This is a genomic window from Gemmatimonadota bacterium, from assembly GCA_040388625.1.
Taxonomy (GTDB): domain Bacteria; phylum Gemmatimonadota; class Gemmatimonadetes; order Gemmatimonadales; family Gemmatimonadaceae; genus Fen-1247.
This window is the reverse complement of record JAZKBK010000004.1, coordinates 611,407-633,969: the sequence shown is the minus strand read 5'-3', so window position 1 is coordinate 633,969 and position 22,563 is coordinate 611,407. Positions and strand designations below refer to the sequence as shown.

The following is a 22,563-nucleotide window of genomic DNA, read 5'->3' as shown; positions in this document are numbered from 1 at the left end:
CCACCGAGCCCTTACGACCGGATTATCCGGAGAACAGCGACGACTGGCCGGCAACTCGCCGCAGAACGACATTTCTGAATGCAAATTGTGCGGCGGGGCGACTGGTTATCGACGGTCGTGCAGGGAGTTCCGCAGCTCGGGGCGCTCGTCCGACACATGCGTCCGACAATCCACCTCGCAAGTGTAGCTGCTCTGGACCCGCTGATACTTCACTCCCTGGGCACCGCCGGAGTGATCACCGGGATGATCTGGGACGTCGATGGCACCCTCATGGCGCGCAACGCCGCCGCGGTCGCACCAGATCTCGAACCGGCTTTTTCACGCCTTCTCGCCGAGCCCGAGCTGCGCCACGTGATTCTGTCCAATTCGGACGAACGTAGATTCATCGAACTGTCCGCGATCTTTCCAGGAATTCCCGTGATTCGTGTCTACGACTGCCCGGACGGATTGATCGTACGGCGCCGGATCGGGGCCAGCGATTCGTGCGCCGCAGAGGATGGCGTCATACATCGGCCAGCGGCGCGGACACTGCGCAAGCCCAATGTGTCGCTCGTGCGCGCTGCACTCGCCGAGCTGGGATGCAGCGCGCCAACCCGCGCCGTGATGGTCGGCGATCAGTATCTTACCGATGTCGCGCCCGCGAACTGTCTCGGCGTTCGAACAGTCAAGGTCAGAACCGTACAGCCGCGCAGTTTCCCGATGGCAGTACGAGTGCTGCAAGCCGCTGAGCGCGTGTTGTACAAATTCTCATCCAACGGATAGAGCTCCAGATGGGATCTCCGCAGCCGCGCACACCCGAGTATTTCGCGCGCATGCGCGCTCTCGAGGCGCAGTCGTGGTGGAATGCCGGCATGCGGGACCTCGCTGCGCGCCTGCTCGACCTGGCTGCGCTGGGGGACGACTGCACGGTCCTCGACGTCGGGTGCGGCTCCGGTCAGACGCTGGCATGGGTGCAACAGACGCACCCACGTTGGGCTACCCTCGGACTCGATATAAGCGAGGACGCCTTGTCCGACGCACACAGCGAGCACATCGATCTGGTCCTTGCGTCGGCGACGAACATTCCCCTTGCGAGTGCGAGCACAGATCTGGTCATCACACTCGACGTCCTGCATCATCTGCCTGTGGATGGCGGAGACGTCGCGGCACTACGCGAAATCATGCGAGTCCTGAAACCAGGCGGATACCTTCTGTTTCGCACGAACGCACAGAGCTTCCCCCGCAAGGCTGACGATGTAACGTCGAGCTATCGTAAGTACGACCCGCCCGACCTGCACCAGAAACTGATTGCAGCGGGCTTTGAGATTGTGCGCATGGGTCGTGTCAATGCCGTGCTGGGCCTTGCCGAAATTCCGCGCGAGTTACGGGCACATAGGCGCAGGGACTCCGGAATCCTGGCGCCAGAGCCCACAGCCCCAGGTCGTGCAGACTCACTCAAGCGCGCCTGGCTCAACCTCGAAGGACGCGTCGTTGTTGCTGGCTGGCGCCTGCCGCTGGGTCGCAGCATCGTCGGATTGTGCCGCGCCTGATAGATTCCCACGGCTCGCAGCACGCCGCGGATGTGATGTCGAGATCGTTCGCCTCGGCACGCGTACACACCGCATCAAAACGGAGATCGAATGCCTCCATTCAAAGTCGCAGTCGTCGGGCTGGGTAACGCCGGACACACGCTTCACCTGCCGGCGCTCGCTGGCTTACCGGACATCGCGACCGTGGTCGGCGCGTGCGATGTCGATGCGGCGCGCAGAGACCGCGCCGCATCGACGTGGAAAGTGCCGGTTTTCGAGTCGATCGAAGATGTGATTTCGCGGACGACGCCGGACGTGGTGATTGTGGGCACGCCGCCGGCGAGCCACGTCGATCACTGCATACTTGCACTGAAGTCCGGCGCGCACGTGATATGCGAAAAGCCATTCGCCTCCAGTATCGACGAAGCGAACAGCATACTCGCCGCATCTGCCGCAACCGGAAAGCGCGTCGCACTGAATCACGAGTTTCGTGAAATGGAGATATTTCGCGCAGTTCGCGATGCCGCGGATGCCGCGCCCGGAGGCGTGGTGTTCGCCCAGGCCTGGCAGTTGATGGACCTGCCACCGTGGGCCGAGCCGGGATGGCGCGGCCAGATGTTGCAACGTACGCTGTACGAAGCTGGCATCCATCTCGTGGATTTCCTGATGGCGCTGTTTGGCGAGCGCCCTGTCTCCGTTTCGGCGTCGACGTCCACCTGTGGAGTTCGCGACAGTGATTCGGACGCGGTCGCCCTCGTCACGCTCGAGTTCAGTCGCGGCCGGCTGGCCCAGATAGTTCAGGACAGGCTGTGCAAGGGAGAAACGCAGTACTTCGAATTGCGAGCGGAAACTCGTGACTCGTCCCTGCGTGCCTCGTTCGGCGGACGTGCCCGTGTATCGGCCGGCCTCCATCGCAGCACCAGGCCGCATGTGCGGCTCGAGTACGGAGTGTCGGGGTTGGCGTGGCGCGAAGTCGGCCATCTTCGCACGATGCTGGCGCGCAATCCCAAGGACCCAGCGATGCTGGCAACGCGGCGATTGATCCAGCGGTCTCTGCTTGCGTTCCGCGATGGTGGTGAACTTCCGGCCGACGGCCAGGCCGGAGTCGATGTCCTCGAGGTGATCGCCGCTACCTATCTTTCCGCGGATTCGGGCCAGCGCATCGCGCTCGATAGTGATGCGGTTCGCGACGTCGCAAGTCTCCAGATGGGTGTAATTCCGGGCTAGCCCTCCCGCCATCGGGTTTGTAGCGCCGCATGGCAGAATGTGGTGCCGGCGCAGCAGTTCGATCCCCCCCGCGCCGTCCGTGTGTGTGCTTATCATTACGTAAACATATGATTAGTATTGTATGGCAAGCACTTACGCTGCTTTCACCTGCCGTGGGTAGAAAGCCATCCGGCGGTACGGTTGGTGCGGGATATCCCTGCCACGGACACCTTCGGGTAGCGCACCTTTCAGCGATGTTCACGCTTGCCGGCCGCGCGCATTGACCACCGCACCTGCCATGGAACTGATCGAACGAGACGAGCGAATGTCCAGCGCGCGCCGTGTGGACCGTTTGCGGGCGGGCGACAGCGTTATCGTCTGCGGCGCTGGCCCAGCAGGCCTTACGGCTGCGTACTTGCTCGCCAAGCGCGGTGTGTCCGTAACCGTGCTTGAATCCAGCGACACAGTAGGCGGAATCTCCCAGACTGCGCAGTACAAGGGATACCGGTTCGACATCGGTGGCCACCGTTTCTTCACCAAGATCACTCCCGTGCAGGAGCTCTGGGAGGAGTTGCTCGGCGATCAGTTCATCGATGTCCCGAGACTGTCGCGAATCCACTACGGCGGCAAGTACTTCAATTATCCGCTGCAGGCGCGCAATGCGCTCAGCGGGCTCGGCGTCGTGAATGCGATACGAATCGTGGCGAGTTACGTCGACGCCAGACTGCACCCGTATCCCGTGGAGGATACGTTCGAGGAGTGGGTGTGCAATCGATTCGGACGCAGACTGTACGAGCTCTTCTTCAAGACCTACACGGAAAAGGTCTGGGGAATTCCGTGCAGCGAGATTCGTGCGGAATGGGCGGCACAGCGCATCCAGGGGCTGTCGCTCGCAGCGGCCGTGCTATCCGCAACGTCGCTCAATCGAAGGTCGTCCGCCATCAAGACGCTCATTCACACCTTCAAGTACCCGCGCCTCGGCCCTGGCCAGATGTGGGAAGCGTGTCGCGACCGCATTCGCGAGATGGGCGGCAAGGTGCTCATGCGCCATCACGTGAGCGGATTGGAATACAGCAATGGTCGCCTTACCGCTGCACGTGTGCAGACGCCAGGCGGCGAGATCAGAATCGCGGGTCGCCATTTCATCTCGACACTGCCCGTGCGCTCGCTTGTGCGGTCCATGGGCGACGCACCGCCGGCTTCAGCACGCGAAGGGGCCGAAGGACTGGCATACCGCGACTTTCTGGTCGTAGCGTTGATACTGGAAGGAGAGAACGTCTTTCCAGATAACTGGATCTACATCCACACACCCGGCGTCAAAGTCGGGCGCATCCAGAATTTCAACAACTGGAGCCGCGACATGGTACCCGAGCCGGGACGCACGTGCCTCGGATTCGAGTACTTCTGCTTCAAGGGCGACGGGCTCTGGAACAGCAGCGACGAGGATCTCATCGCGCTCGCCACCAGGGAACTGGAGCAGCTCGGCCTTGCCCGCGCATCGACCGTGATGGACGGCACTGTCGTGCGCGTGCCGAAGGCTTATCCGATCTACAATGCGGCGTATCGCGGTCACCTCGACGCCGTACGCGACTTTACCGATGCGATTCCCAACCTGCACATGGTGGGACGCAACGGCATGCACAAGTACAACAATCAGGATCATTCGATGTACACCGCGATGCTCACTGTTGCGAACATGTACGGTGCGAATCACGACGTATGGTCAGTGAATACCGATCTCGATTACCACGAGGAACAGAAGCTCGAGATAGCCAGCTCCGACATCAGCGATGCTCGCGCCGGAGATAAGCTGCCTGCCAGCGCGTGAGGATAGGTGTGGACGCGACATGCATCGCCAACGGACGCGGCTACGGCAGATTTGCGCGAGAGCTGATCGCGGCGATGGCTGAGCGGTCTCCAGCGGACGAGTTCACGCTCTTCGTGGACGACCGCGCAGCCGCCACATGGACCGGCACGACGGCGAATGTGCGTCTCGTACTCGTACAGCAACGCGTCTCCCCAACGGTTGCCGCCGCCGTCGACAGTTCGCGGTCTCCGGGCGACATGCTGCGTTTCACGCGCGCGGTGTGGCGTGCGAAACTCGATGTCTTCTTCTCGCCGTCTGTCTACACGTACTTTCCGCTTCCGCCGCGTCTCGCAGCGGTGGTCACTCTGCACGACGCGATCGCAGAGCGCTTTCCCGAGATGACTCTTCCATCGCGACGCGCCCGCCTATTCTGGAATCTCAAGACCCGGCTCGCACTGATACAGGCGAAGCTGGTGCTCACCGTGTCCGAATTTGCCGCGAGCGAGATCGTCGCCGTGCACGGACTTTCTCGCGATCGTCTCAGAGTCGCAACCGAGGCGCCGTCCTCCATTTACAAGCCCAGCGAGTGTGCCGCGGATATCGACGCCGTCGCGCGAAAGTACGGCCTGCGCGACGGCGAGCGATGGTTTGTCTACGTCGGCGGATTCAATCCTCACAAGCACGTGGACATGATCGTGAGAGCGCACGCCGCCGCAATTCGCGGCGCCGAGCATCCGCCACGTCTCCTGCTTGTCGGCACGCGTGACTCGGACGTCTTTCATGGTGACAGCCCGCGAATCGCAGACGCGATTCGTCAGTGCGGCACGACGGAACTCGTCCAATGGACAGGCTTCATACCGGATGACGAGCTGCGCCACCTCTTGTCGGGTGCGATCGCGTTGCTGCTGCCGTCGGAGAGCGAGGGATTTGGCCTCCCCGCGATCGAGGCCGCTGCATGTGGAACGCCGGTAATCGCTACCACCGCCAGTCCGCTTCCCGACCTGCTGAAGGACGGTGGCTATTTCGTGAAACCGGGTGACGAACAGGCCACGGCGCGTGCGATGATCGCGTTGATGACGGACGAGGGCGATCGCGTTACGCGCGGCAACCGTGCGCGAGAGGGCGCGGGTCGTCTCAGCTGGGTTGCGGCGGCCGACGTCGCGCTGTCTGCATTGCGAGAGGCGGCGGCGTGAAGGCGGTCATCATGTATCACTCGCTGGATCGTAGCGGATCGCCGATCTCGCTCGATCCGGAGACGTTCGGGCGCCATGTTCGGTGGCTTGCGTCAGGCCGCGTTCGTGTGGTGCCGCTCGAGCGACTATCCGGCGACTCTGCCCAGGGCGATGCGGTGGCTCTTACATTCGACGACGCATTTCTCAACTTCGCGACGGTGGCGGCCCCGTTGCTCGCGGAATACGATCTACCATCGACACTCTTTGTTGTATCCGGCTGTGCCGGCGGCACCAACGCGTGGGGTGGCGTGGCACATCCACGCATACCGACACTGGATCTGCTCGACTGGGACGCGATCTGCGCACTTGCTCGCGACGGTGTAGCGATCGGTGCACACACACGCTCGCATCCGCGACTCGGCGCGATCGGCGATACGCGGATGACGGATGAGATTGCGGGCTCTTCCGAGGATATTTTGAGACACGTCGGAATGCGCCCCGCAACATTCGCGTACCCGTTCGGGGATGTGAACGAGGCCGCAGCCCGGTGCGCTCGGGCCCACTACGCCTACGCGTGCACCACGGATCTTCGCATTCTGTCGGCGAGAGAGGATCCGGCGCTGCTCCCACGTCTCGACGCTTACTACCTCAGGAAGCCCGGAACTCTCGAATCGTGGGGTTCGCCGGCGTTCAGTCGATTCGTTCGGCGGCGTGCGCTCGCGCGTCGGTTGCGCAGTCGTATTCGAGAAACCATGCAAAGTTCAGGGAAGGTCGCGTGAGCTCGTTGATCTGCTCCGTGATCGTTCCCGCGCGCGATTGCGCAGCCATGCTGCGTGAATCGTTGTCCTCGCTCGGTGCGAGTACACTGCCGCGCGATCAGTGGGAACTGATAGTGGTGGATGACGGCAGTACCGACGAGACTGCGGCAACCGCCGCCGCTTTCGCTGATCGTGTCTTGCGTCTTCCCGACGGGCCACTCGGACCGGCGGCCGCAAGAAATCGTGGCGCAGAAGTCGCACAGGGTGTGTTCCTCGTATTTGTCGATGCAGATGTGTGCGTGCGTCCCGACGTACTGACCGGGTTCGTCAATGCATTTGGCGCCGATGAGCGCATCGCCGCGGTGTTCGGTGCATACGACACCGACCCGCGCGCCGCGGGCCTGGTGTCACAGTATCGCAATCTGCTGCACCATTACGTTCATCTTACCAGTTACGGTGACGCGGAAACGTTCTGGGCTGGATGCGGTGCGGTTCGGCGGTCTGCGTTCCTCGCGGCCGGCATGTTCGACGAGCAGCGATTCCCGCGCCCGCAGATCGAGGACATCGAACTTGGCTACAGACTGGTTGCCAACGGCGACAGAATCCTGCTCCGTCCGGAAATTCAGGGTACGCACCTCAAGCACTGGACTCTTCGGCGCATGCTTGCGACGGATTTCAAGGACCGCGCGGTCCCGTGGATGCTGCTCCTGCTCGAGCGTCGCAACTCGGGACGGCCGGGAACGCTCAACGTGCGGCACACGGAGAAGATCCTGACCGCACTTGTGGGCGTGGCGCTGGCGGGAGTTGCCGTTGCCGCAATCCTCGTCGACCCGCGCTGGCTGTTACTGTCGCTGGGCTGCATCGTGTGTGTGATACTGGGAAACCTCACACTGCTCCGATGGTTCGCCGAGCGAAGGGGGGGCCGGTTCGCGCTTGCCGTGATTCCGTTACGGCTGGCCTTCTATATTGTCAGCGGAACTGGAGCAGTCTGGGCAATGTTTGTACATATTACCGGGTGGCGCCGGACCTCCGCTCCGTCGCTTCGCGGCGCTCTACAATGAGGCCAGTGATTATGCGAAATGGGCATCCCGATAACCGCGATCTCAGCCTGCCTGATGGGAGCCTCGCCGGTACCGACGGTCGAGGCGGACCCTTCTCGGTGACGGGCGAACAGCGCGCGAACAACACGATCGTGCTCGCATTCGCGCCGTTGCACAAGGCCGCACTTGGACTCGCGAGCGGCGTCGTCTTCGCCTCGATCTTCGCACTTGTCACACTCGCCGATCTCGTGGTGGATCCGCGGCAGATGGCTGATCTGGGCCTGCTTGCGCAGTACTTCTACGGTTACAGCGTATCCATCGCCGGCGTCTTCATCGGATTGGCGTGGGGATTTGCCGTCGGGTTCGTTGCAGGCTGGTTTCTCGCATTCACGCGCAACGTCGTGCTGGCGATATGGATACTTTATTTCCGCGCGCGGGCAGATTGGCTCGCGACCAGGGACTTGTTGGATTACGTATGACAGCATCCAGCGGAGCAGAGCGCGTGACGAGAGCAGATGACGAACTTCGCAGGACACTCGCCCGCATCAACGGGCGCGCATGGGGTGTTGCAATGGGGCTGGTGCTCGGTCTCGGCCTCGCTATCGCAACGCTGTTCCTGGTGATCAAGGGCGGTGCCGTCGTCGGGCCGCATCTTGGATTGCTCGGAATATTCCTGCCCGGCTACAGCGTCACCTGGCATGGTGCGCTGTTCGGCTTCGTCTACGCGTTCGTCATCGGCTATGCGATCGGGCGCTTGATAGGCATTATCTACAATGCGGCGAGCAAGCCGCGGCACAGTCCGCGCTGAGCTCGTTGACACCAATGATTTTCGCTTGAGCCGCGCCAGGACCATCTCCGAAGACTCTCCGCCGAATACGGAATCCCGCACGGCAACCCCGAAAACAGAGCGCCAGTTCGCACTGATCCTCGTCGCGGCATTTCTGGTGGTGACGCTGCCAGTGATGTTGCACCACGAGATGTGGCGCGACGAAATCCAGGCATGGTTACTTGCGCGAGACGCAGCGTCCCTTGGCGACCTGTTTCATTATTTCCATTTCGAGGGACACCCCAGCCTCTGGTACCTGCTGCTTCGCCCGATAGCGCGGGCGGTGCGCGATCCGCGTTGGATCCAGCCCATCGCGCTGCTGTTCAGCTGCTGCACCGTATATATGTTTGCGCGTTTCGCACCTTTCCCACGTCTGATCCGGGTGCTCTTCGCGTTCGGCTACTTCGTTGTGTACGGCTGGACCATAGTAGCACGCAGTTACGGGGTAGGACTCACGCTTGCGATCCTGCTCTGCGTCCTTCTGGCGCGGCCCAAGCCGCGTTATGGAATGGCAGCGGTGGTAATGGCGCTCCTCGCCGACACGAGCGTGTACGGCTCGATGCTCGTCGTTGCCTGCGGTATTGCGCTTGTCGCCGCGGCGCTATTCGGGCCCGCTGGCGCCGCACGACGTGAGCGAATGCGCCAGGTTGCGCTTCCGGTGCTTGTCGGGGCAGCGGCGGTCCTGCTCGCCGCCGTGCAGGTGTGGCCCGCGTCGGACAACTCCTTCGTCGGACCCGGACTCGCGGGGGCGCACCGCGCCGAACAGTTCAGCTGGGTGGAGAGACCATTGATCGCAATCGCGCCTATCTGGCGCGGCTATGTACCGATCCCTCGAATGGAAGAAACCAGCGACATCTGGTGGGCGAATTTTCTTGTCGATCGCTCGCACAAGGGAGCTCTGCTCGCGGGAATATTGGCGATCGTCGGCGTTGTACTGCTCGCGATGCTCATGCGCCGGTCCGCTATTGCTTTGAGCCTGTATCTATCGGCGACGGGCATCCTGATGCTGTTCTCGATCTTTGTTTACGGCGGTTCGCTGTATCATCACGGTTATTTCTTTCTCGCTGCAATAATGGCGCTGTGGTTCGCCGCAGCCGAGGCGGCTGAGATGCCGCCCGGACGGCAACCGGTCGCGAAATCTGCACCTGTGCGCTGGATCGACGGGCGGGCACAGCTCGCGATAATCACACTGCTCGGGCTTCAGGTTATCGGTGGCGGCTTCCGCTTGGTCGCTGATTATGTAATGCCATTTTCGGAAGGTGAGGCCGCTGCCGACTACATACGTTCGCACGGCCTGGATCGACTTCCGCTCCTCGCGTCGCCCGGTTTCAATGCCACCTCCGTCTCGGGCTACCTCGACAGGCCGATTTTCGCGCTGGACCGCAATGTGCTGATGACCTTTGCGCCGCTGAATCTGCCGGCGGCTATCATCGATGATGCGCAAGTGCTGTCTCGCATCGATACGTGCTGTGCGGCTCGGGATTCGGTGATGGTTCTCATACTGAACCACTCACTCGAAGCAACTTCCCCGTCGCTCGCCATTCGACCGCTGGCTGCCTTCGGCGACGCTCTCGTCCCCGAGCGCTTCTATCTCTATGAGGTGCGGCCCAGGTGATAATTTCCTTGTGAAACGCTGCGCCGGCTGACTCCAGTCCGGTGGGTTAAATTTCATGTTTGTGATTTCTGCCGGTGCCAAATGATCAGACTCGACGACGTTTACAAATCCTTCGGTGACAAGAAAGTGCTCGAGGGGTTCACGCTTGAAGTCGACGAGGGAGAAACGATGGTGATCATCGGCTATTCCGGCACCGGTAAGTCGGTCGCCATCAAGCACATCGTCGGCCTCCTTCTGCCGGATAGCGGCACTGTCTTTGTCGACGGACTCGAAGTGCCTGATCTGCCGCGCGAGCAGCTATACGACCTGCGCGGTAGAATCGGCTACGTATTCCAGTTCGCAGCACTGTTTGATTCGCTAACCGTAGGGGAGAACGTCGCGATGGCGTTGCGAAAGATGCGCACGATGTCTGAGAAGGAAATCGCGGAACGCGTCACCGAATCGCTCGCCCTTGTGGATCTTCCTGACGCCGAGTCTAAATATCCCGCGGAGCTCTCGGGCGGAATGCGCAAGAGAGTCGGAATCGCGCGCGCAATCGCCAAACGGCCCAAATACATTCTGTACGATGAGCCGACGACCGGGCTCGATCCCGTGACTTCGGCGGTCATCGACGAGCTCATGATTCGCATGCGCCAGAAGCTCGGCGTCACGAGCGTCGTCATCACGCACGACATGCGCAGCGCGTACAGCGTCGGCACTCGCATCGCCATGCTGTACGAGGGTAAGGTGCGGCAGGTCGGGACAGTCGCCGAGATTCAGCAAACCACTGATCCCGTCGTGCGACAGTTCATAGAAGGCAAGCCGAGTCTGGACGCAGCTCTGGCGGGCGTCTAACATGACGTCCGTGATCGATTCCGCGTCTCCGGCATTCCCGTGCATTCTTGTTTATGCCGGCCGCGAGCGTTCGCGCGCGTTCGTGCGCGCCGCGTTTCCGCGACGGCGCTGTCACACCGTGCTCGTACGCAACCTCGAGGAGTTCGAAGCAGCAATACGGCGCGAGCTCATCGATGCTGTGGTCATCGATCTTGCCGCACAGGGTGACACGCACTGGACGCTTGCTGCACGCGCCGTGGATTTTCCGAGTACGCCGTTCTTCGGTCTGCTCCCTCTCCGCACCACGGACGCCGAAGCCGTCGCGCACGCCGCGGCGCTCGGTTTTGCAGACGTGCTATGCGAGCAGATCGACGAGGCCAGCGCGCGCGACATCATTGCGCCGCTGAGCTACTCGTCACGCTTCGCCAGAGCGCTGACGGACGCGCCGGACCCGCTCGGTTTCACCAGCGAGACTCAACGGAAAACCTGGCGGGCGATCGTGCTCCATGCGGGGCGGCCCGTGACGACGACCACCCTTGCGGCGGTGATGGGTGTCACGCGGGAACATTTGAGTAGAAACTTCGCCCGCGACCGGGGAGCCAATCTCAAGCGGGTCATCGACCTGGTCCGGCTCATTTCGGCAGCAGAGCTGTCCAAGAATCCGGGGTACGACGTCCGGGATGTCGCGGCGGTGTTGGGATTCGCCTCCTCATCCCACCTCGCGGTGACGACCCAGCGCATAGCGAGCACTCGACCGGCGTCCCTTTCTGGTCTCCGCACTATCGACCTCGTGGATCGGTTCGTTCAGGGCAGAACCAGGAGTCGAGTTGCAGGAAAAGGGGGCTTGTGATAATTTTCACAAGCTCGCCACAAGCATAAAATTCCCGCTTAAATCATGGCCACTGACACCGCGCTCCGTCCTGGCGAAATCAAGGACATTCTCCTTCGTGAGATCGAAGCCGCTGACCTCAATGACCTCAAGGTCGAGGAAGTAGGAACGGTCCTCGAAGTGAAAGACGGCATTGCCCGCATTTACGGCCTTTCCAAGGCGATGGCGGGTGAGATGTTGAACGTCACCTCGTCCGAGACCGGCGAGCTCATCACCGCCCTGGCGCTGAACCTCGAAGAGGACAACATCGGCGCCGTGATCCTGGGCGATTACCTGATCCTCAAGGAAGGCGACCAGGTCCGCCGCACCGGTCGCGTGCTCGAGGTCCCCGTCGGACCCGAGCTCATCGGCCGCGTCGTCGATGCACTGGGTCGCCCGCTCGACGAGCGCGGCCCCATCAACGCCAAACACACCCGCAAGGTGGAGAGCGAGGCGCCTGGCATCATCGTTCGCCAGCCGGTAAAGGAGCCGCTCCAGACCGGTCTCAAGGCTGTCGACTCGATGATCCCGATCGGCCGCGGCCAGCGTGAGCTGATCATCGGCGATCGCGGCACCGGCAAGACGGCAATTGCGATCGACACCATTCTGAACCAGAAGGGAACCGGTGTAGTCTGCGTTTACGTCGCGATCGGGCAGAAGGCCTCTACCGTGGCCGCCGTGGTCGATCGCCTGCGCAGCTCGGGGGCGATGGATTACACCATCGTCGTCGTTGCGAGCGCCGCCGACCCCGCGCCAATGCAGTACATCGCGCCGTACTCGGGATGCGCGATGGCCGAGTACTTCATGTACAACGAAGGCAAGGCGACGCTGTGCGTGTACGACGATCTGTCCAAGCAGGCCGCGGCCTACCGCCAGATCTCCCTCGTCCTGCGCCGTCCGCCTGGACGTGAGGCGTATCCGGGCGACGTGTTCTATCTGCACAGCCGTCTGCTCGAGCGTGCCGCAAAGCTCAGCGAGGACAAGAGCGTCGTCGACGGCAAGACGATCTTCGCCCCGGGTGGATCGCTCACCGCGCTTCCGATCATCGAGACGCAGGCTGGCGACGTTTCGGCGTACATCCCGACCAACGTGATCTCGATCACCGATGGTCAGATCTTCCTCGAAGCCGATCTGTTCTACTCGGGCGTTCGTCCCGCGGTGAACGTCGGTATCTCCGTGTCGCGTGTCGGTGGTTCGGCGCAGACCAAGGCGATGAAGGGTGTCGCCGGTCGTCTCCGCCTCGATCTCGCGCAGTACCGCGAGCTGGAAGCATTCGCGTCGTTCGCATCAGACCTCGACGCGGCGACCAAGAAGCAGCTCGATCGTGGAGCGCGTACCGTCGAGATCCTCAAGCAGCCGCAGTATCAACCGATGCCGGTCGAGCTGCAGGTGATGGTGATCTACGCGGTGACGAATGGATTCGTGGACGAGGTTCCGGTTGCGGAGATCCGCGACTGGGAACACGGGTTCCTGGCATTCATGTCGGCGCAGTTCCCGCAGGTCGGCGACAAGATTCGCACGGAAAAGGCGCTCTCCAAGGATCTCGAAGCCGAGCTCAAGCGCGCGATCGAACGCTACAACGCAACGCGGAAGAAGCCGGCCTGATCGCCGGTTTTGATCCGCATCGAGTCATAACAGCGACGCATGGCGAAAGGACGAGAGCTTAAAGGCCGCATCAAATCCGTCGAGAACACGCGCAAGATCACGCGCACGATGGAAATGGTCGCGACGTCGAAGATGAAGCGCGCGCAGGACCGCGTTGTCGGCGCGCGGCCGTATGCACGGTCGCTCGCGGAGGTCATCTCCGATCTGTATTCACCGGACCTGGCGGAGCAATTCCCGCTGCTCCGCCAGCCGGCGCATGTACGACGCGCCGCCGTGCTGCTCCTGACGTCGAATCGCGGCCTGGCCGGCGCATTCAACGCGAACCTGATCAAGGAAGCGCGCGTGCTCGTACAGAGGCTCGAGTCCGATGGTACTCAGGTCGAGCTGCACATCGTCGGGCGCAAGGGCATCGGATTCTTCCGGTATCTCGGCCGCGAGCTCGCCACTGCGCGCACCGACATCACCGACAGGCCGACCGCGAGCGATGCTCGCGGCCTCGCCGATTCACTGATCGAGAACTTCACAAACCGCGCGCTCGATGCCGTGTATGTCGTGTACGCCAAGTTCAATTCGGCGCTCTCGACACCGGCTACGGCGGAGCAGGTGCTTCCCGTCACACCACCGAAGCGCACCGGCATCGCGCGGGATTACATCCTCGCGCCATCGGCCGACGCGATTCTGACAGAGCTGCTTCCGCTCTACGTACGCAATTCGATCTACCGCGCGCTCGTCGAAACAGTGGCGGGTGAGCAGAGTGCACGACGTACCGCAATGAAGAACGCAACGGATAACGCAAGCGACATGATCAACGTCCTTCGCCGCACGTACAACCGTGCACGCCAGGCACAGATCACGCAGGAAATCGCCGAGATCGTCGGCGGTGCAGCAGCACTGGAATAAAGGGCGCGGCCATACCGCGTCCACGCAGGACCATCGCCGTAGGTAGAGGGCGCAGCGATACTGCGCCCCACGCAGGACCATAGCCGCAGGTAGGGCGCGGATGTATCCGCGCCTGTAGTTCGAAAGCATGTAGGGCGCGGATGTATCCGCGCCTGTTGTTCCGGCAGGCCCCCGTGCCTGCCCGCAGTACGACGACGCCTCACGGCACGCCTAAATATCGAGATCACATCATGACTACCGCCACCGCAATCGAAACCGAAGTCCACATAGGCAAGATCATCCAGGTCATCGGCCCCGTCCTGGACGTGGAGTTCGAGTCCGAGCATCTGCCAGAGCTGTACAACGCGCTCCGCATCGAGGGAACGACGCAGGCCGGCGTTCCGATCAAGGTCACTGTCGAAGTACAGCAGCACATCGGACGCAATCAGGTCCGCACGGTTGCCATGTCTTCGACGGATGGCGTCGAGCGCGGCATGGATGCAATCGATACCGGATCGCCGATCACAGTTCCGGTCGGCGCACCGGCGCTCGGTCGCATCCTCAACGTCATCGGTGACCCGGTCGACAACGGTCCGGCCATTCCGGCGGACGCGGTCCGCTGGCCCATCCATCGCGCACCGCCTCACTTTGCGGATCTCGAAGCCAAGACTGAAGTCTTCGAGACAGGCATCAAGGTCGTCGACCTCATCGCGCCGTTCGTGAAGGGCGGAAAGATCGGACTGTTCGGCGGTGCAGGCGTCGGCAAGACTGTCGTCATCCAGGAGCTCATCAACAACGTGCAGAAGGGCCACGGCGGCCGCTCGGTATTCTGCGGCGTCGGCGAGCGCACGCGCGAAGGCAACGATCTGTACGCCGAGTTCAAGGAAGCGGGAATTCTCGATTCCGTCGCACTCATCTACGGACAGATGAACGAGCCGCCGGGAGCGCGTCTCCGCGTCGGTCTGTCGGGGCTCACCGTCGCCGAGTATTTCCGCGACGTCGAGAACCAGGACGTGCTCCTCTTCATCGACAACATCTTCCGCTTCACGCAGGCCGGATCCGAAGTTTCCGCGCTGCTCGGCCGCATGCCAAGCGCCGTCGGTTATCAGCCGACGCTCGCGACGGAGATGGGAGAGCTGCAGGAGCGCATCACCTCGACGCGCAACGGATCCATTACGTCGGTGCAGGCCATCTACGTGCCCGCTGACGACATCACCGATCCGGCGCCGGCGACTGCGTTCGCGCACCTCGACGCCACCGTCGTTCTGTCGCGCGCAATCACGGAGCTCGGGATCTATCCTGCCGTCGATCCACTTGCGTCATCGTCGCGCATTCTCGACGCTGCAATTCTTGGTGAACGCCATTACAGAGTTGCGACGGACGTGCAGCGCATTCTTCAGCGCTACCGCGAGCTTCAGGACATCATCGCAATTCTCGGCATGGACGAGCTCTCCGAAGACGACAAGCTCGTCGTCGGACGCGCACGCCGTCTGCAGCGCTTCATGTCGCAGCCGTTCGCGGTCGCCGAGCAGTTCACCGGAATTCCAGGCAAGTACGTCAAGCTCGAAGAGACTATCTCGTCGTTCGAGCGACTCGTTGCCGGCGAGTTCGATCAGTATCCGGAACAGGCATTCTTCATGGCCGGCGGCGCTGACGACGTCATCGCGAACGCCGCCAAGCTCAAGGGCTGACCGGTGCTTCGAGTATCAGTGATCTCACCCGAGCGCGTGCTGTTCGAGGGCGAGACCGATTCGGTGGTCGCTCCCGCATTCGACGGCGAAGTCGGCATTCTGACCGGCCACGCTGCGATGATGGCGGTGCTCGGTAACGGCGAGTTGCGCCTCGGTCATGGCGTAACTCACCGATTCCACGTCGAAGGCGGTTTCCTTCAAGTAGCCGACGATCACGTGCGTGTCGTGACGGAGAAGGCAGCAGCGGCGTAACGCAGTCCAGGCACGCGCCACGGGTCGTCATTCCCGCAAAAGCGGGAATCCATCTGCTGCCGACCCTCTCCGGCCTGCGTCGTCGAGCACTGGCGCCCCCTGGACGGGCGTCCGGAAATCCTGCAGGACCGCCTGCCGATGGCAGCCCGACGCGCCCGCCAGCGCTCGCCATCGATATTTCCGGCCTGTTTGCAGCGGTCATCGCAGTGTAGCGTCCCGGGAGACCGTTCGGGTCCCCCTTTTGCACTTGTTTCCCTCTGACCTTGGCTCAAAGGGACCGATGCCTGATAAGCTCCTGCGCGTGTTGGTCGTGGATGACAATCACGACAACGCCGACATCATCCGACAGTATCTCGAATCCACGAAGGAATACACCGTCGAAGTAGCGTATGACGGTGATGATGCGCTGCGCAGACTCCATGAAGTGGATCCGCACGTGGTCCTACTCGACGTGATGATGCCCGGACGTGACGGCTGGGAAGTCTGCCGAGTGATGAAAAGCGATCCCGCCCGCGCAGCTGCCATTCGCGTTATTATGGTCACGGCGCACGGCGATCTCGCCGACAAGCGGACCGCATTGCAATCCGGCGCCGATGACTTTCTGGAGAAACCATTGGATTTCTCGAAGCTGCTTGCCGCGCTGCGGCGAAATGTGGCCACGCTTGCGGCGCGTCCGGACCGTCCGACAGACTCGACAGCTCCCGCGAGTCCGGCAATTCAGGCGTGACGGCCAAGTACGTCGGTGGGCCGCCACTCGGCCGCCGCGTAGGTGACTCCGTAGCGGCGGCGTCTCTGGCGTTTCCCGGGAAGGACGCGCGCAACGCGATGCCCACCCTAGCTGCGGCGATCGACAGCCTGCGCGGCGCAGTGCAGGATCGCGGCGCACTTGTGATCCTGTACCTCAACTTCGACCGCTACGCCAAGATCGAAGAGATTTACGGATGGGAGAAGCTCGACGCCGTGCTTGATACCACCGCGCGCGAGCTGGCGGTCATTCTCGCGGAAACACCCCTGCGCGCCGCGCGTCTCGCGCTGAGCCATGCGAACGACGACGATTTTCTCCTGTTCTACGTTCCGCCGAACGAGCCACCTGGACGCGAAGACGCGGACGGTGGCTACATCAGCGAGCCGCTCATCGCGCGGCTGAATGAAGGAATCGCGGACGCGCTCGAGCGCATCCATGGCGCCGACGTCGCATCGTTGTTCGATCTCTATGTTGGTCGCGCAGTGGTGCAGTACGATCCGAAGGCACGCCTCGAACGTGTCGTCTATCGTGGAATCCGCGAAGCTGCGAGCAACGCACACAACCTGGAGCAGCGCGAGCGGGCGCGACTCGTCGATGATCTGCGCGAGACACTGCGGGCGCGCGCGGTGTACGTGGACTACCATCCAATCGTGCATGCAGCGGATGGGCGAGTGTTCGGATACGAGGCGCTTGCGCGCGGATCGATGCGGTCCTTGCGGCGACCCGAGGTCATGTTCGAGGTTGCCGCGCGGGCAGGCCTGATCTGGGAGTTGAGCCGGCTGTGCCGGGACCGCGCGGTTGAAGGAATATCTCAGCTGCTCAAGCCGGGCGAAGCACTGTTCGTGAATGTGGACCCGCACGATTTCGCCGATCCCGAGTTCGGTGACACGGCACTCGGCGCGTCCGATGCCCACCGCGTAGTCATCGAGATCACCGAGCGCACTGCGATCAAGGATTACCCGAAGTTCCGCGAGCGACTGCGCGCGTTCCGCGACAGGGGCTTCCGCTTCGCCGTCGATGATGCGGGCAGCGGCTACGCTGGTCTCGGCTCCATCGCGAACCTGGAGCCGGATTTCATCAAGCTCGACATTTCGCTCATCAACGGAATCGATACCAACTTCATCAAGCAGGACCTCGTCGCGACGCTAGTTCGTTTTGCCAATGACCAGGGTGCGATGGTGATCGCCGAAGGCGTCGAATACGAGCAGGAATACGAGGTCGTAAAGTCGCTCGGCGTACACCTCGTGCAGGGATTCTACCTACACCGCCCGCAGCAGCTCCCGAACGACCTCGAAGGTACGGTCGACAGCGCCTAGCTCGCCCGCGACTACCGCACCGATCGCGTCCGCGCGGTCGGCGCGCTCCTGTTCGGTCGTGAAGAGACGAATCAAGGTGCGTGACAGTTGCCGTGCATCATCGACACTCACGGCACCACCGGTCGCCAGCATGAGAGCAGCGTCGCGCGAGTCCTCATGACGGGGACCGACGATCACCGGTACGCGAAATACCGCGGGCTCGACGAGCGAATGTAGCCCGGCATCGTGGAATCCGCCTCCAACGTACGCAACCGTAGCAAGCGCATACAGATCTGCGAGTACGCCAAGTCGGTCGACGATTATCACGTCCGTCGATGCTGTTGCGGACGCGAGCGATGAAGCGGATAGCGAGCTGGCCCGGGCCCAGTGTTCGATCGCCGCGACGTGCCCCTCAGCCAATTCGTGTGGCGCTATTATGAGGCGTGCGTCCGGCACCTGCGCACGCACCGCTCGCCACGCCGCGAACAGCTCGCGCTCGTCGGAGCGCCACGTCGAGCCTGCGACGAGAGTCGGACGCGGCGAGCTCAGTGCAGCTACGATCTCCACGTTGCGTGGCTCCGTGCGTGCGCGCGCCCACGCCTGGTCGTACCGTGTATCACCGGTCACGCGCACGCGATCGGCGCGCGCGCCGGCTTCGACGATGCGCGCAGCATCGTCCGTGCTCGCGGCGCCGATCGCATCCAGCGCCCGGTACGCATCGCGCGTTATCATCGACCCGACAGAGCTCTTGCGTAGCGAGCTCGCGGGAATCGAGGCACTCACGAGTGCGAGCCTCACTCCCTGCGATGACGCTTCTCGAACCAGCGCCGGCCACACATCGCCTTTCGCGAACACCAGCGCCGTCGGATCGAGCGCATCGATAGCGACTCGCGCGGCACCGGCGGAATCGAACGGCAGATAGTCACTGAAGTCCGCACCCATCTGCTTCGCGAGTGACTCCGCGCTGGGCGAGAAGAACGTGTATGCAATCTGCACGTTTGGTAGGGCTCTCCGGACACTGTGAACTATGGGTAACGCCATGAGCCCCTCGCCGACGGAGGCCGCGTGAATCCACAACAGCGGCCGCGACCTGTCACGTCCCTTGGCGCCCCAGTTCCGGTAACGTCGCCTGATTCCCCGTCGTGCGACGAACGCTCTGGCAAGCTTGCTCTCTGTAGTGCGCGGCGTCACGAGGCTGATCATCTCCGCCGTTCTTGCAGCTGCGCCATACGCTACGCGAAGCCAGGGAGTCACGAGCTGCGCGCTCCGTTATCCCAGCTGTCGTCATTCCCGCGAAAGCGGGGATCCATGTTACCGCTCTCTCCGGTAACGACACTCACCAATGGCAAAGATGGCTCGTGAATGGGGGGCACGGATGCATCCGTGCCTGTCACTTCAGACTCACTTCGTCGCTTCGAGGGCCTGATCGATTGCAGCCTTCATCTCGCTCGTCGGAATCGCACCCTCGATCAGCTTGCCGCCAACCCAGAAACTCGGCGTGGCAGTCACGCCGCCGCCTTTCGCGCGCTGTTGATCGCCGGCCACCAGTGCGGCGATCGATGGTGAGCTGAGACACGCATGATACCTGGCCGCATCGACCCCGACAGACTTGGCCAGCGAATCAAACGTCGTCGTAGGATCTGGCAGCGCTTCCCAACTCGACTGCGACGCGAACAGTGCGTCGTGCATCTCCCAGAACTTGTCCTGCGCGCCCGCGCACATCGCCGCGATCGCAGCCTGATGTGCGTGCGCGTGGATCGACAGCGGGAAATTGACGTACGCCATGCGTACCTTGCCGGTCTTCACGTAATCGTCGCGCACCATCTTATATGTGGCATCGTGCCATTCCTTGCAGTACGGACACTGGAAGTCGCTCACCTCGATCACCCAGATCTTCGCCGATGGCGATCCCTGAATGCGACTCGAGTCCGCCGTTTTGGAAAGCGAGTCGGTGAGCGCGCCCGTCACCGCCACCGGCGATCCAGCCGCTGTCGGCGTGTCACTCGCCGTGTGCCCGTTCGGCTTGGCGCAGCCAAGAGACACAAATGTGATCGAGGCAGCGAGCGAGAGTCCAGCGAGTCCGTTGACTAGTGTAGTACGCATGCCGTAAATACTATGGTGCTCCAGACCCTACTTCAATCGGCGCTTCTGGCGCTCCTCGTCCAGAGTGGTCCGACGATCCCGCAGCCGGTGGGGCTGGTCAACGACTTCGCCCATGTAATTCCGGCCGACGCCGCGGCCCACATAGAGCAGATCGCCAGCGATGTGCGCAACAAATCGCGTGGCGAATTCACCGTTGTCACGCTTCCCGACATCGGCGACTACGCGCCGTCCGACGTTGCGCTCAAGATCGGACGCCAGTGGAAGGTCGGAAAGATCGGTAATCCGGGCGATCCGACCCGCAACGCTGGCGCAGTGATTCTGGTCGTCCCCAAGGAGACCAACTCCGATGGCAGGGGCGAGTGCTTCATACTCGTCGGCAATGGCGCGGAAGGTTTCGTTACCGACGCCGACGCCGGCACCATGTGCAGACAGGCGATCCCGTTCTTCAAACAGAAGGATTACGGCCGCGGCATCCAGCTGCTGACGCTCCTTACCGCTCAGCGCTTCGCGAACGAGTTCCATTTCACGCTCGACACGGCGCTGCACGCGCCGGAGCCAGAAGCGGCGCCCGAGCCGAGTGGCGGAGGGTTCCCTCCGCAGATGATCTTCCTGGCGATCGTCTTCGTGGTCATCATGCTGAGTAATCTTCGTCGCGGTCGCCGCGGCGGGGGTTGTGGCGGCTGCCTGCCGCTCTTCATCCCGTGGGGCGGGGGAGGCGGATTCGGTGGCTTCTCCGGCGGCGGCGGTGGATTTGGTGGTGGCGGCGGTGGTGGATTTGGCGGTTTCGGCGGAGGCGGCGGGTTCAGCGGGGGCGGTGGTGGCGGCAGCTGGTAGACCCTGGAGATCACGATGACACTTGATGAGCTGGTAACCCAACTCCGCGCCGCCTACGGCACTTCGCTGCGCTCGGTAGTGCTCTACGGATCCGCCGCGGCTGGCGGCGCCGAGCACGTCGCGAAGCGATCCGACTTCAACGTGCTGATTATCGTGGATGACGTACCGCTCGGCCGGCTGCGCGAGCTGTCCGCCGTGACGCGGGCCTGGCGCGATGCAGGGAATCATCCGCCGATGACCTTTACCCAGAGGGAGTGGCGCGCCTCCAGCGACATATTTGCGATGGAATACGCGGACATACTCGAGCGCAACAAGGTTCTGTATGGCGATTCGCCGTTCGAGGGAATCTCCGTCGCGCACGACGACCTGCGCCTGCAGTTGGAGCGCGAGGCGATGGGAGTGCTGCTCCGGTTGCGCGGCGCGGTGCTGCTTGCCGGCAACGATTCGAGCGAGCAGGTAAAGCTCATGACTGCGAGTCTCAGCACGCTCATGGTTGTCTTCCGCGGAATCCTGCGCCTCGCCGGCCGCACGCCGCCCCATGGATACGCCGAGATCGCCCGGGAGGTCGCGGCACTCACCGGGGTCGATGCAACTCCGTTCGAGTCCGCGGCACAGCAGCTTCGTGACTCGAAGGCCATCCCCAAGGAGCGCGCGCAGGTGGTGCTCGGCGCATATTTAACAGCAATGGAAGCGGTGACGGCCTACGTGTCCGCCCTTCCGAACACGAGACCTTGAGAGGACTACCGATGATCAGGCAGCGCAGATTTCTCGCATGGATGCTACCGGCCGCCCTCCTGCTGACCGGCTGTGGCTATAACAAGATCCAGAGCCTTGACGAGCAGGCTCAGTCGGCCAAGCAGCAGATCCAGGTTCAGTTGCAGCGTCGTGCGGACCTCATTCCGAATCTGGTGAACACCGTGAAGGGTGTAACCAAGCAGGAAGACACCGTTTACATCAGCATCGCCAACGCGCGCGCGCAGCTTGCGGGCGCAGTGAAGACCGGAGACCCCGCGCAGATGGCCGCGGCCGATCAGGCTGCGACTGGCGCGATCGGACGGCTCCTGGCGATCGCCGAGAACTATCCGCAGCTCAAGAGCAACGAGAACTTTCTCGCGCTGCAGGATGAGCTGACTGGAACGGAGAACCGCGTGGCAGTTGCGCGCGGAGATTACAACAGCGCGGTGCAGGCGTACAACACTTACATCAGAACCTTCCCGCAGGCGATCACCGCAAAGGTGACAGGTGCCAAGCCGCGGACGTATTACGAAGCCGCACCCGGAAGCGCGACTACACCGACGGTGAAGTTCTAGTTGCGGTCAGGGAATGCGTGAATATTCAGTATTCCTTTATAAATCCTTAATACTGTATTGATAGTTTGTAACGCACAGATGCGACCGTAGTCACGGTCGCATCTGTGCGTTTGTGTACCATTGTCGTGCGGTGTGTGCTCCTGCGCTGACCGTGGTCGCACAGTATTTACGAAGCCGATACCGCCTGCATACGTACGGCGTTCATTGACACAAAAGACATATGGCCGTACCCTTTG

The 22,563-nt window shown here is 62.4% G+C and carries 23 protein-coding genes; 21 read left to right on the top strand and 2 right to left on the bottom strand.

Annotated elements, in window-relative coordinates; all coding sequences use genetic code 11:
* Positions 1 to 78 precede the first annotated feature (78 nt).
* From V4529_11465 to V4529_11380, 18 genes are all read left to right on the top strand, one after another.
* The gene (locus V4529_11465) at positions 79 to 762 is read left to right on the top strand and encodes an HAD hydrolase-like protein (protein ID MES2358942.1); all 684 of its coding nucleotides are present in this window, start codon (positions 79 to 81) and stop codon (positions 760 to 762) included.
* Positions 763 to 770: 8 nt separating this feature from the next.
* The gene (locus V4529_11460) at positions 771 to 1,529 is read left to right on the top strand and encodes a class I SAM-dependent methyltransferase (protein ID MES2358941.1); all 759 of its coding nucleotides are present in this window, start codon (positions 771 to 773) and stop codon (positions 1,527 to 1,529) included.
* A 90-nt stretch (positions 1,530 to 1,619) separates the two neighbouring features.
* Positions 1,620 to 2,735, top strand: a complete 1,116-nt coding sequence (locus tag V4529_11455) for a Gfo/Idh/MocA family oxidoreductase (protein ID MES2358940.1) — start codon at positions 1,620 to 1,622, stop codon at positions 2,733 to 2,735.
* Positions 2,736 to 3,039: 304 nt separating this feature from the next.
* Positions 3,040 to 4,542 (top strand): NAD(P)/FAD-dependent oxidoreductase, encoded by a 1,503-nt coding sequence (locus tag V4529_11450; protein MES2358939.1) that lies wholly within the window; start codon positions 3,040 to 3,042, stop codon positions 4,540 to 4,542.
* Positions 4,543 to 4,550: 8 nt separating this feature from the next.
* Positions 4,551 to 5,714 carry a glycosyltransferase family 1 protein gene (locus V4529_11445; protein ID MES2358938.1) on the top strand — a complete coding sequence of 388 codons (1,164 nt, stop codon included), beginning with the start codon at positions 4,551 to 4,553 and terminating at the stop codon, positions 5,712 to 5,714.
* The gene (locus tag V4529_11440; protein MES2358937.1) at positions 5,711 to 6,472 is read left to right on the top strand and encodes a polysaccharide deacetylase family protein; all 762 of its coding nucleotides are present in this window, start codon (positions 5,711 to 5,713) and stop codon (positions 6,470 to 6,472) included. Before V4529_11445 ends, V4529_11440 begins: the two co-directional genes overlap by 4 nt.
* Positions 6,469 to 7,512, top strand: a complete 1,044-nt coding sequence (locus V4529_11435) for a glycosyltransferase family 2 protein (GenBank protein MES2358936.1) — start codon at positions 6,469 to 6,471, stop codon at positions 7,510 to 7,512. The genes V4529_11440 and V4529_11435 overlap by 4 nt, the downstream gene beginning before the upstream one ends.
* 11 nt (positions 7,513 to 7,523) lie before the next feature.
* Positions 7,524 to 7,970 (top strand): hypothetical protein, encoded by a 447-nt coding sequence (locus V4529_11430; protein MES2358935.1) that lies wholly within the window; start codon positions 7,524 to 7,526, stop codon positions 7,968 to 7,970.
* The gene (locus V4529_11425) at positions 7,967 to 8,299 is read left to right on the top strand and encodes a hypothetical protein (protein MES2358934.1); all 333 of its coding nucleotides are present in this window, start codon (positions 7,967 to 7,969) and stop codon (positions 8,297 to 8,299) included. Before V4529_11430 ends, V4529_11425 begins: the two co-directional genes overlap by 4 nt.
* Positions 8,300 to 8,324: 25 nt before the next feature.
* Positions 8,325 to 9,932: a hypothetical protein gene (locus V4529_11420; GenBank protein ID MES2358933.1), complete on the top strand. Its 1,608-nt coding sequence runs from the start codon at positions 8,325 to 8,327 to the stop codon at positions 9,930 to 9,932.
* Between the two features lie 81 nt (positions 9,933 to 10,013).
* On the top strand, positions 10,014 to 10,766 hold the full coding sequence (locus tag V4529_11415; GenBank protein MES2358932.1) for an ABC transporter ATP-binding protein: 753 nt from the start codon (positions 10,014 to 10,016) through the stop codon (positions 10,764 to 10,766).
* A gap of 1 nt (position 10,767) precedes the next feature.
* Entirely contained in the window at positions 10,768 to 11,595 is an 828-nt protein-coding gene (locus V4529_11410) for an AraC family transcriptional regulator (protein ID MES2358931.1), read from the top strand.
* A gap of 45 nt (positions 11,596 to 11,640) precedes the next feature.
* Positions 11,641 to 13,218: a F0F1 ATP synthase subunit alpha gene (gene atpA / locus V4529_11405; GenBank protein ID MES2358930.1), complete on the top strand. Its 1,578-nt coding sequence runs from the start codon at positions 11,641 to 11,643 to the stop codon at positions 13,216 to 13,218.
* 39 nt (positions 13,219 to 13,257) lie between these two features.
* Positions 13,258 to 14,118 (top strand): ATP synthase F1 subunit gamma, encoded by an 861-nt coding sequence (atpG, locus tag V4529_11400; GenBank protein MES2358929.1) that lies wholly within the window; start codon positions 13,258 to 13,260, stop codon positions 14,116 to 14,118.
* Between the two features lie 230 nt (positions 14,119 to 14,348).
* On the top strand, positions 14,349 to 15,788 hold the full coding sequence (atpD, locus tag V4529_11395; GenBank protein MES2358928.1) for a F0F1 ATP synthase subunit beta: 1,440 nt from the start codon (positions 14,349 to 14,351) through the stop codon (positions 15,786 to 15,788).
* A 3-nt stretch (positions 15,789 to 15,791) separates the two neighbouring features.
* The gene (locus tag V4529_11390) at positions 15,792 to 16,040 is read left to right on the top strand and encodes a hypothetical protein (protein MES2358927.1); all 249 of its coding nucleotides are present in this window, start codon (positions 15,792 to 15,794) and stop codon (positions 16,038 to 16,040) included.
* A gap of 280 nt (positions 16,041 to 16,320) precedes the next feature.
* Complete coding sequence (locus tag V4529_11385; protein MES2358926.1) at positions 16,321 to 16,767, top strand: response regulator; 447 nt, start codon at positions 16,321 to 16,323, stop codon at positions 16,765 to 16,767.
* The gene (locus V4529_11380) at positions 16,764 to 18,101 is read left to right on the top strand and encodes an EAL domain-containing protein (GenBank protein ID MES2358925.1); all 1,338 of its coding nucleotides are present in this window, start codon (positions 16,764 to 16,766) and stop codon (positions 18,099 to 18,101) included. Before V4529_11385 ends, V4529_11380 begins: the two co-directional genes overlap by 4 nt.
* On the opposite strand, the gene V4529_11375 is transcribed toward V4529_11380, so the two are convergent.
* Both V4529_11375 and V4529_11370 read right to left on the bottom strand, forming a co-directional pair.
* The gene (locus V4529_11375; protein ID MES2358924.1) at positions 18,045 to 19,334 is read right to left on the bottom strand and encodes a glycosyltransferase N-terminal domain-containing protein; all 1,290 of its coding nucleotides are present in this window, start codon (positions 19,332 to 19,334) and stop codon (positions 18,045 to 18,047) included. The genes V4529_11380 and V4529_11375 overlap by 57 nt on opposite strands.
* 147 nt (positions 19,335 to 19,481) lie before the next feature.
* Entirely contained in the window at positions 19,482 to 20,183 is a 702-nt protein-coding gene (locus tag V4529_11370; protein ID MES2358923.1) for a thioredoxin domain-containing protein, read from the bottom strand.
* Between the two features lie 15 nt (positions 20,184 to 20,198).
* On the opposite strand from V4529_11370, the gene V4529_11365 reads away from it, so the two are divergent.
* The 3 genes from V4529_11365 to V4529_11355 are packed head-to-tail and all read left to right on the top strand — an operon-like array spanning position 20,199 to position 22,327.
* Positions 20,199 to 21,017, top strand: a complete 819-nt coding sequence (locus V4529_11365) for a TPM domain-containing protein (GenBank protein MES2358922.1) — start codon at positions 20,199 to 20,201, stop codon at positions 21,015 to 21,017.
* 15 nt (positions 21,018 to 21,032) lie between these two features.
* The gene (locus V4529_11360) at positions 21,033 to 21,752 is read left to right on the top strand and encodes a nucleotidyltransferase domain-containing protein (GenBank protein ID MES2358921.1); all 720 of its coding nucleotides are present in this window, start codon (positions 21,033 to 21,035) and stop codon (positions 21,750 to 21,752) included.
* Positions 21,753 to 21,763: 11 nt separating this feature from the next.
* On the top strand, positions 21,764 to 22,327 hold the full coding sequence (locus V4529_11355) for a LemA family protein (GenBank protein ID MES2358920.1): 564 nt from the start codon (positions 21,764 to 21,766) through the stop codon (positions 22,325 to 22,327).
* Positions 22,328 to 22,563: the final 236 nt, after the last annotated feature.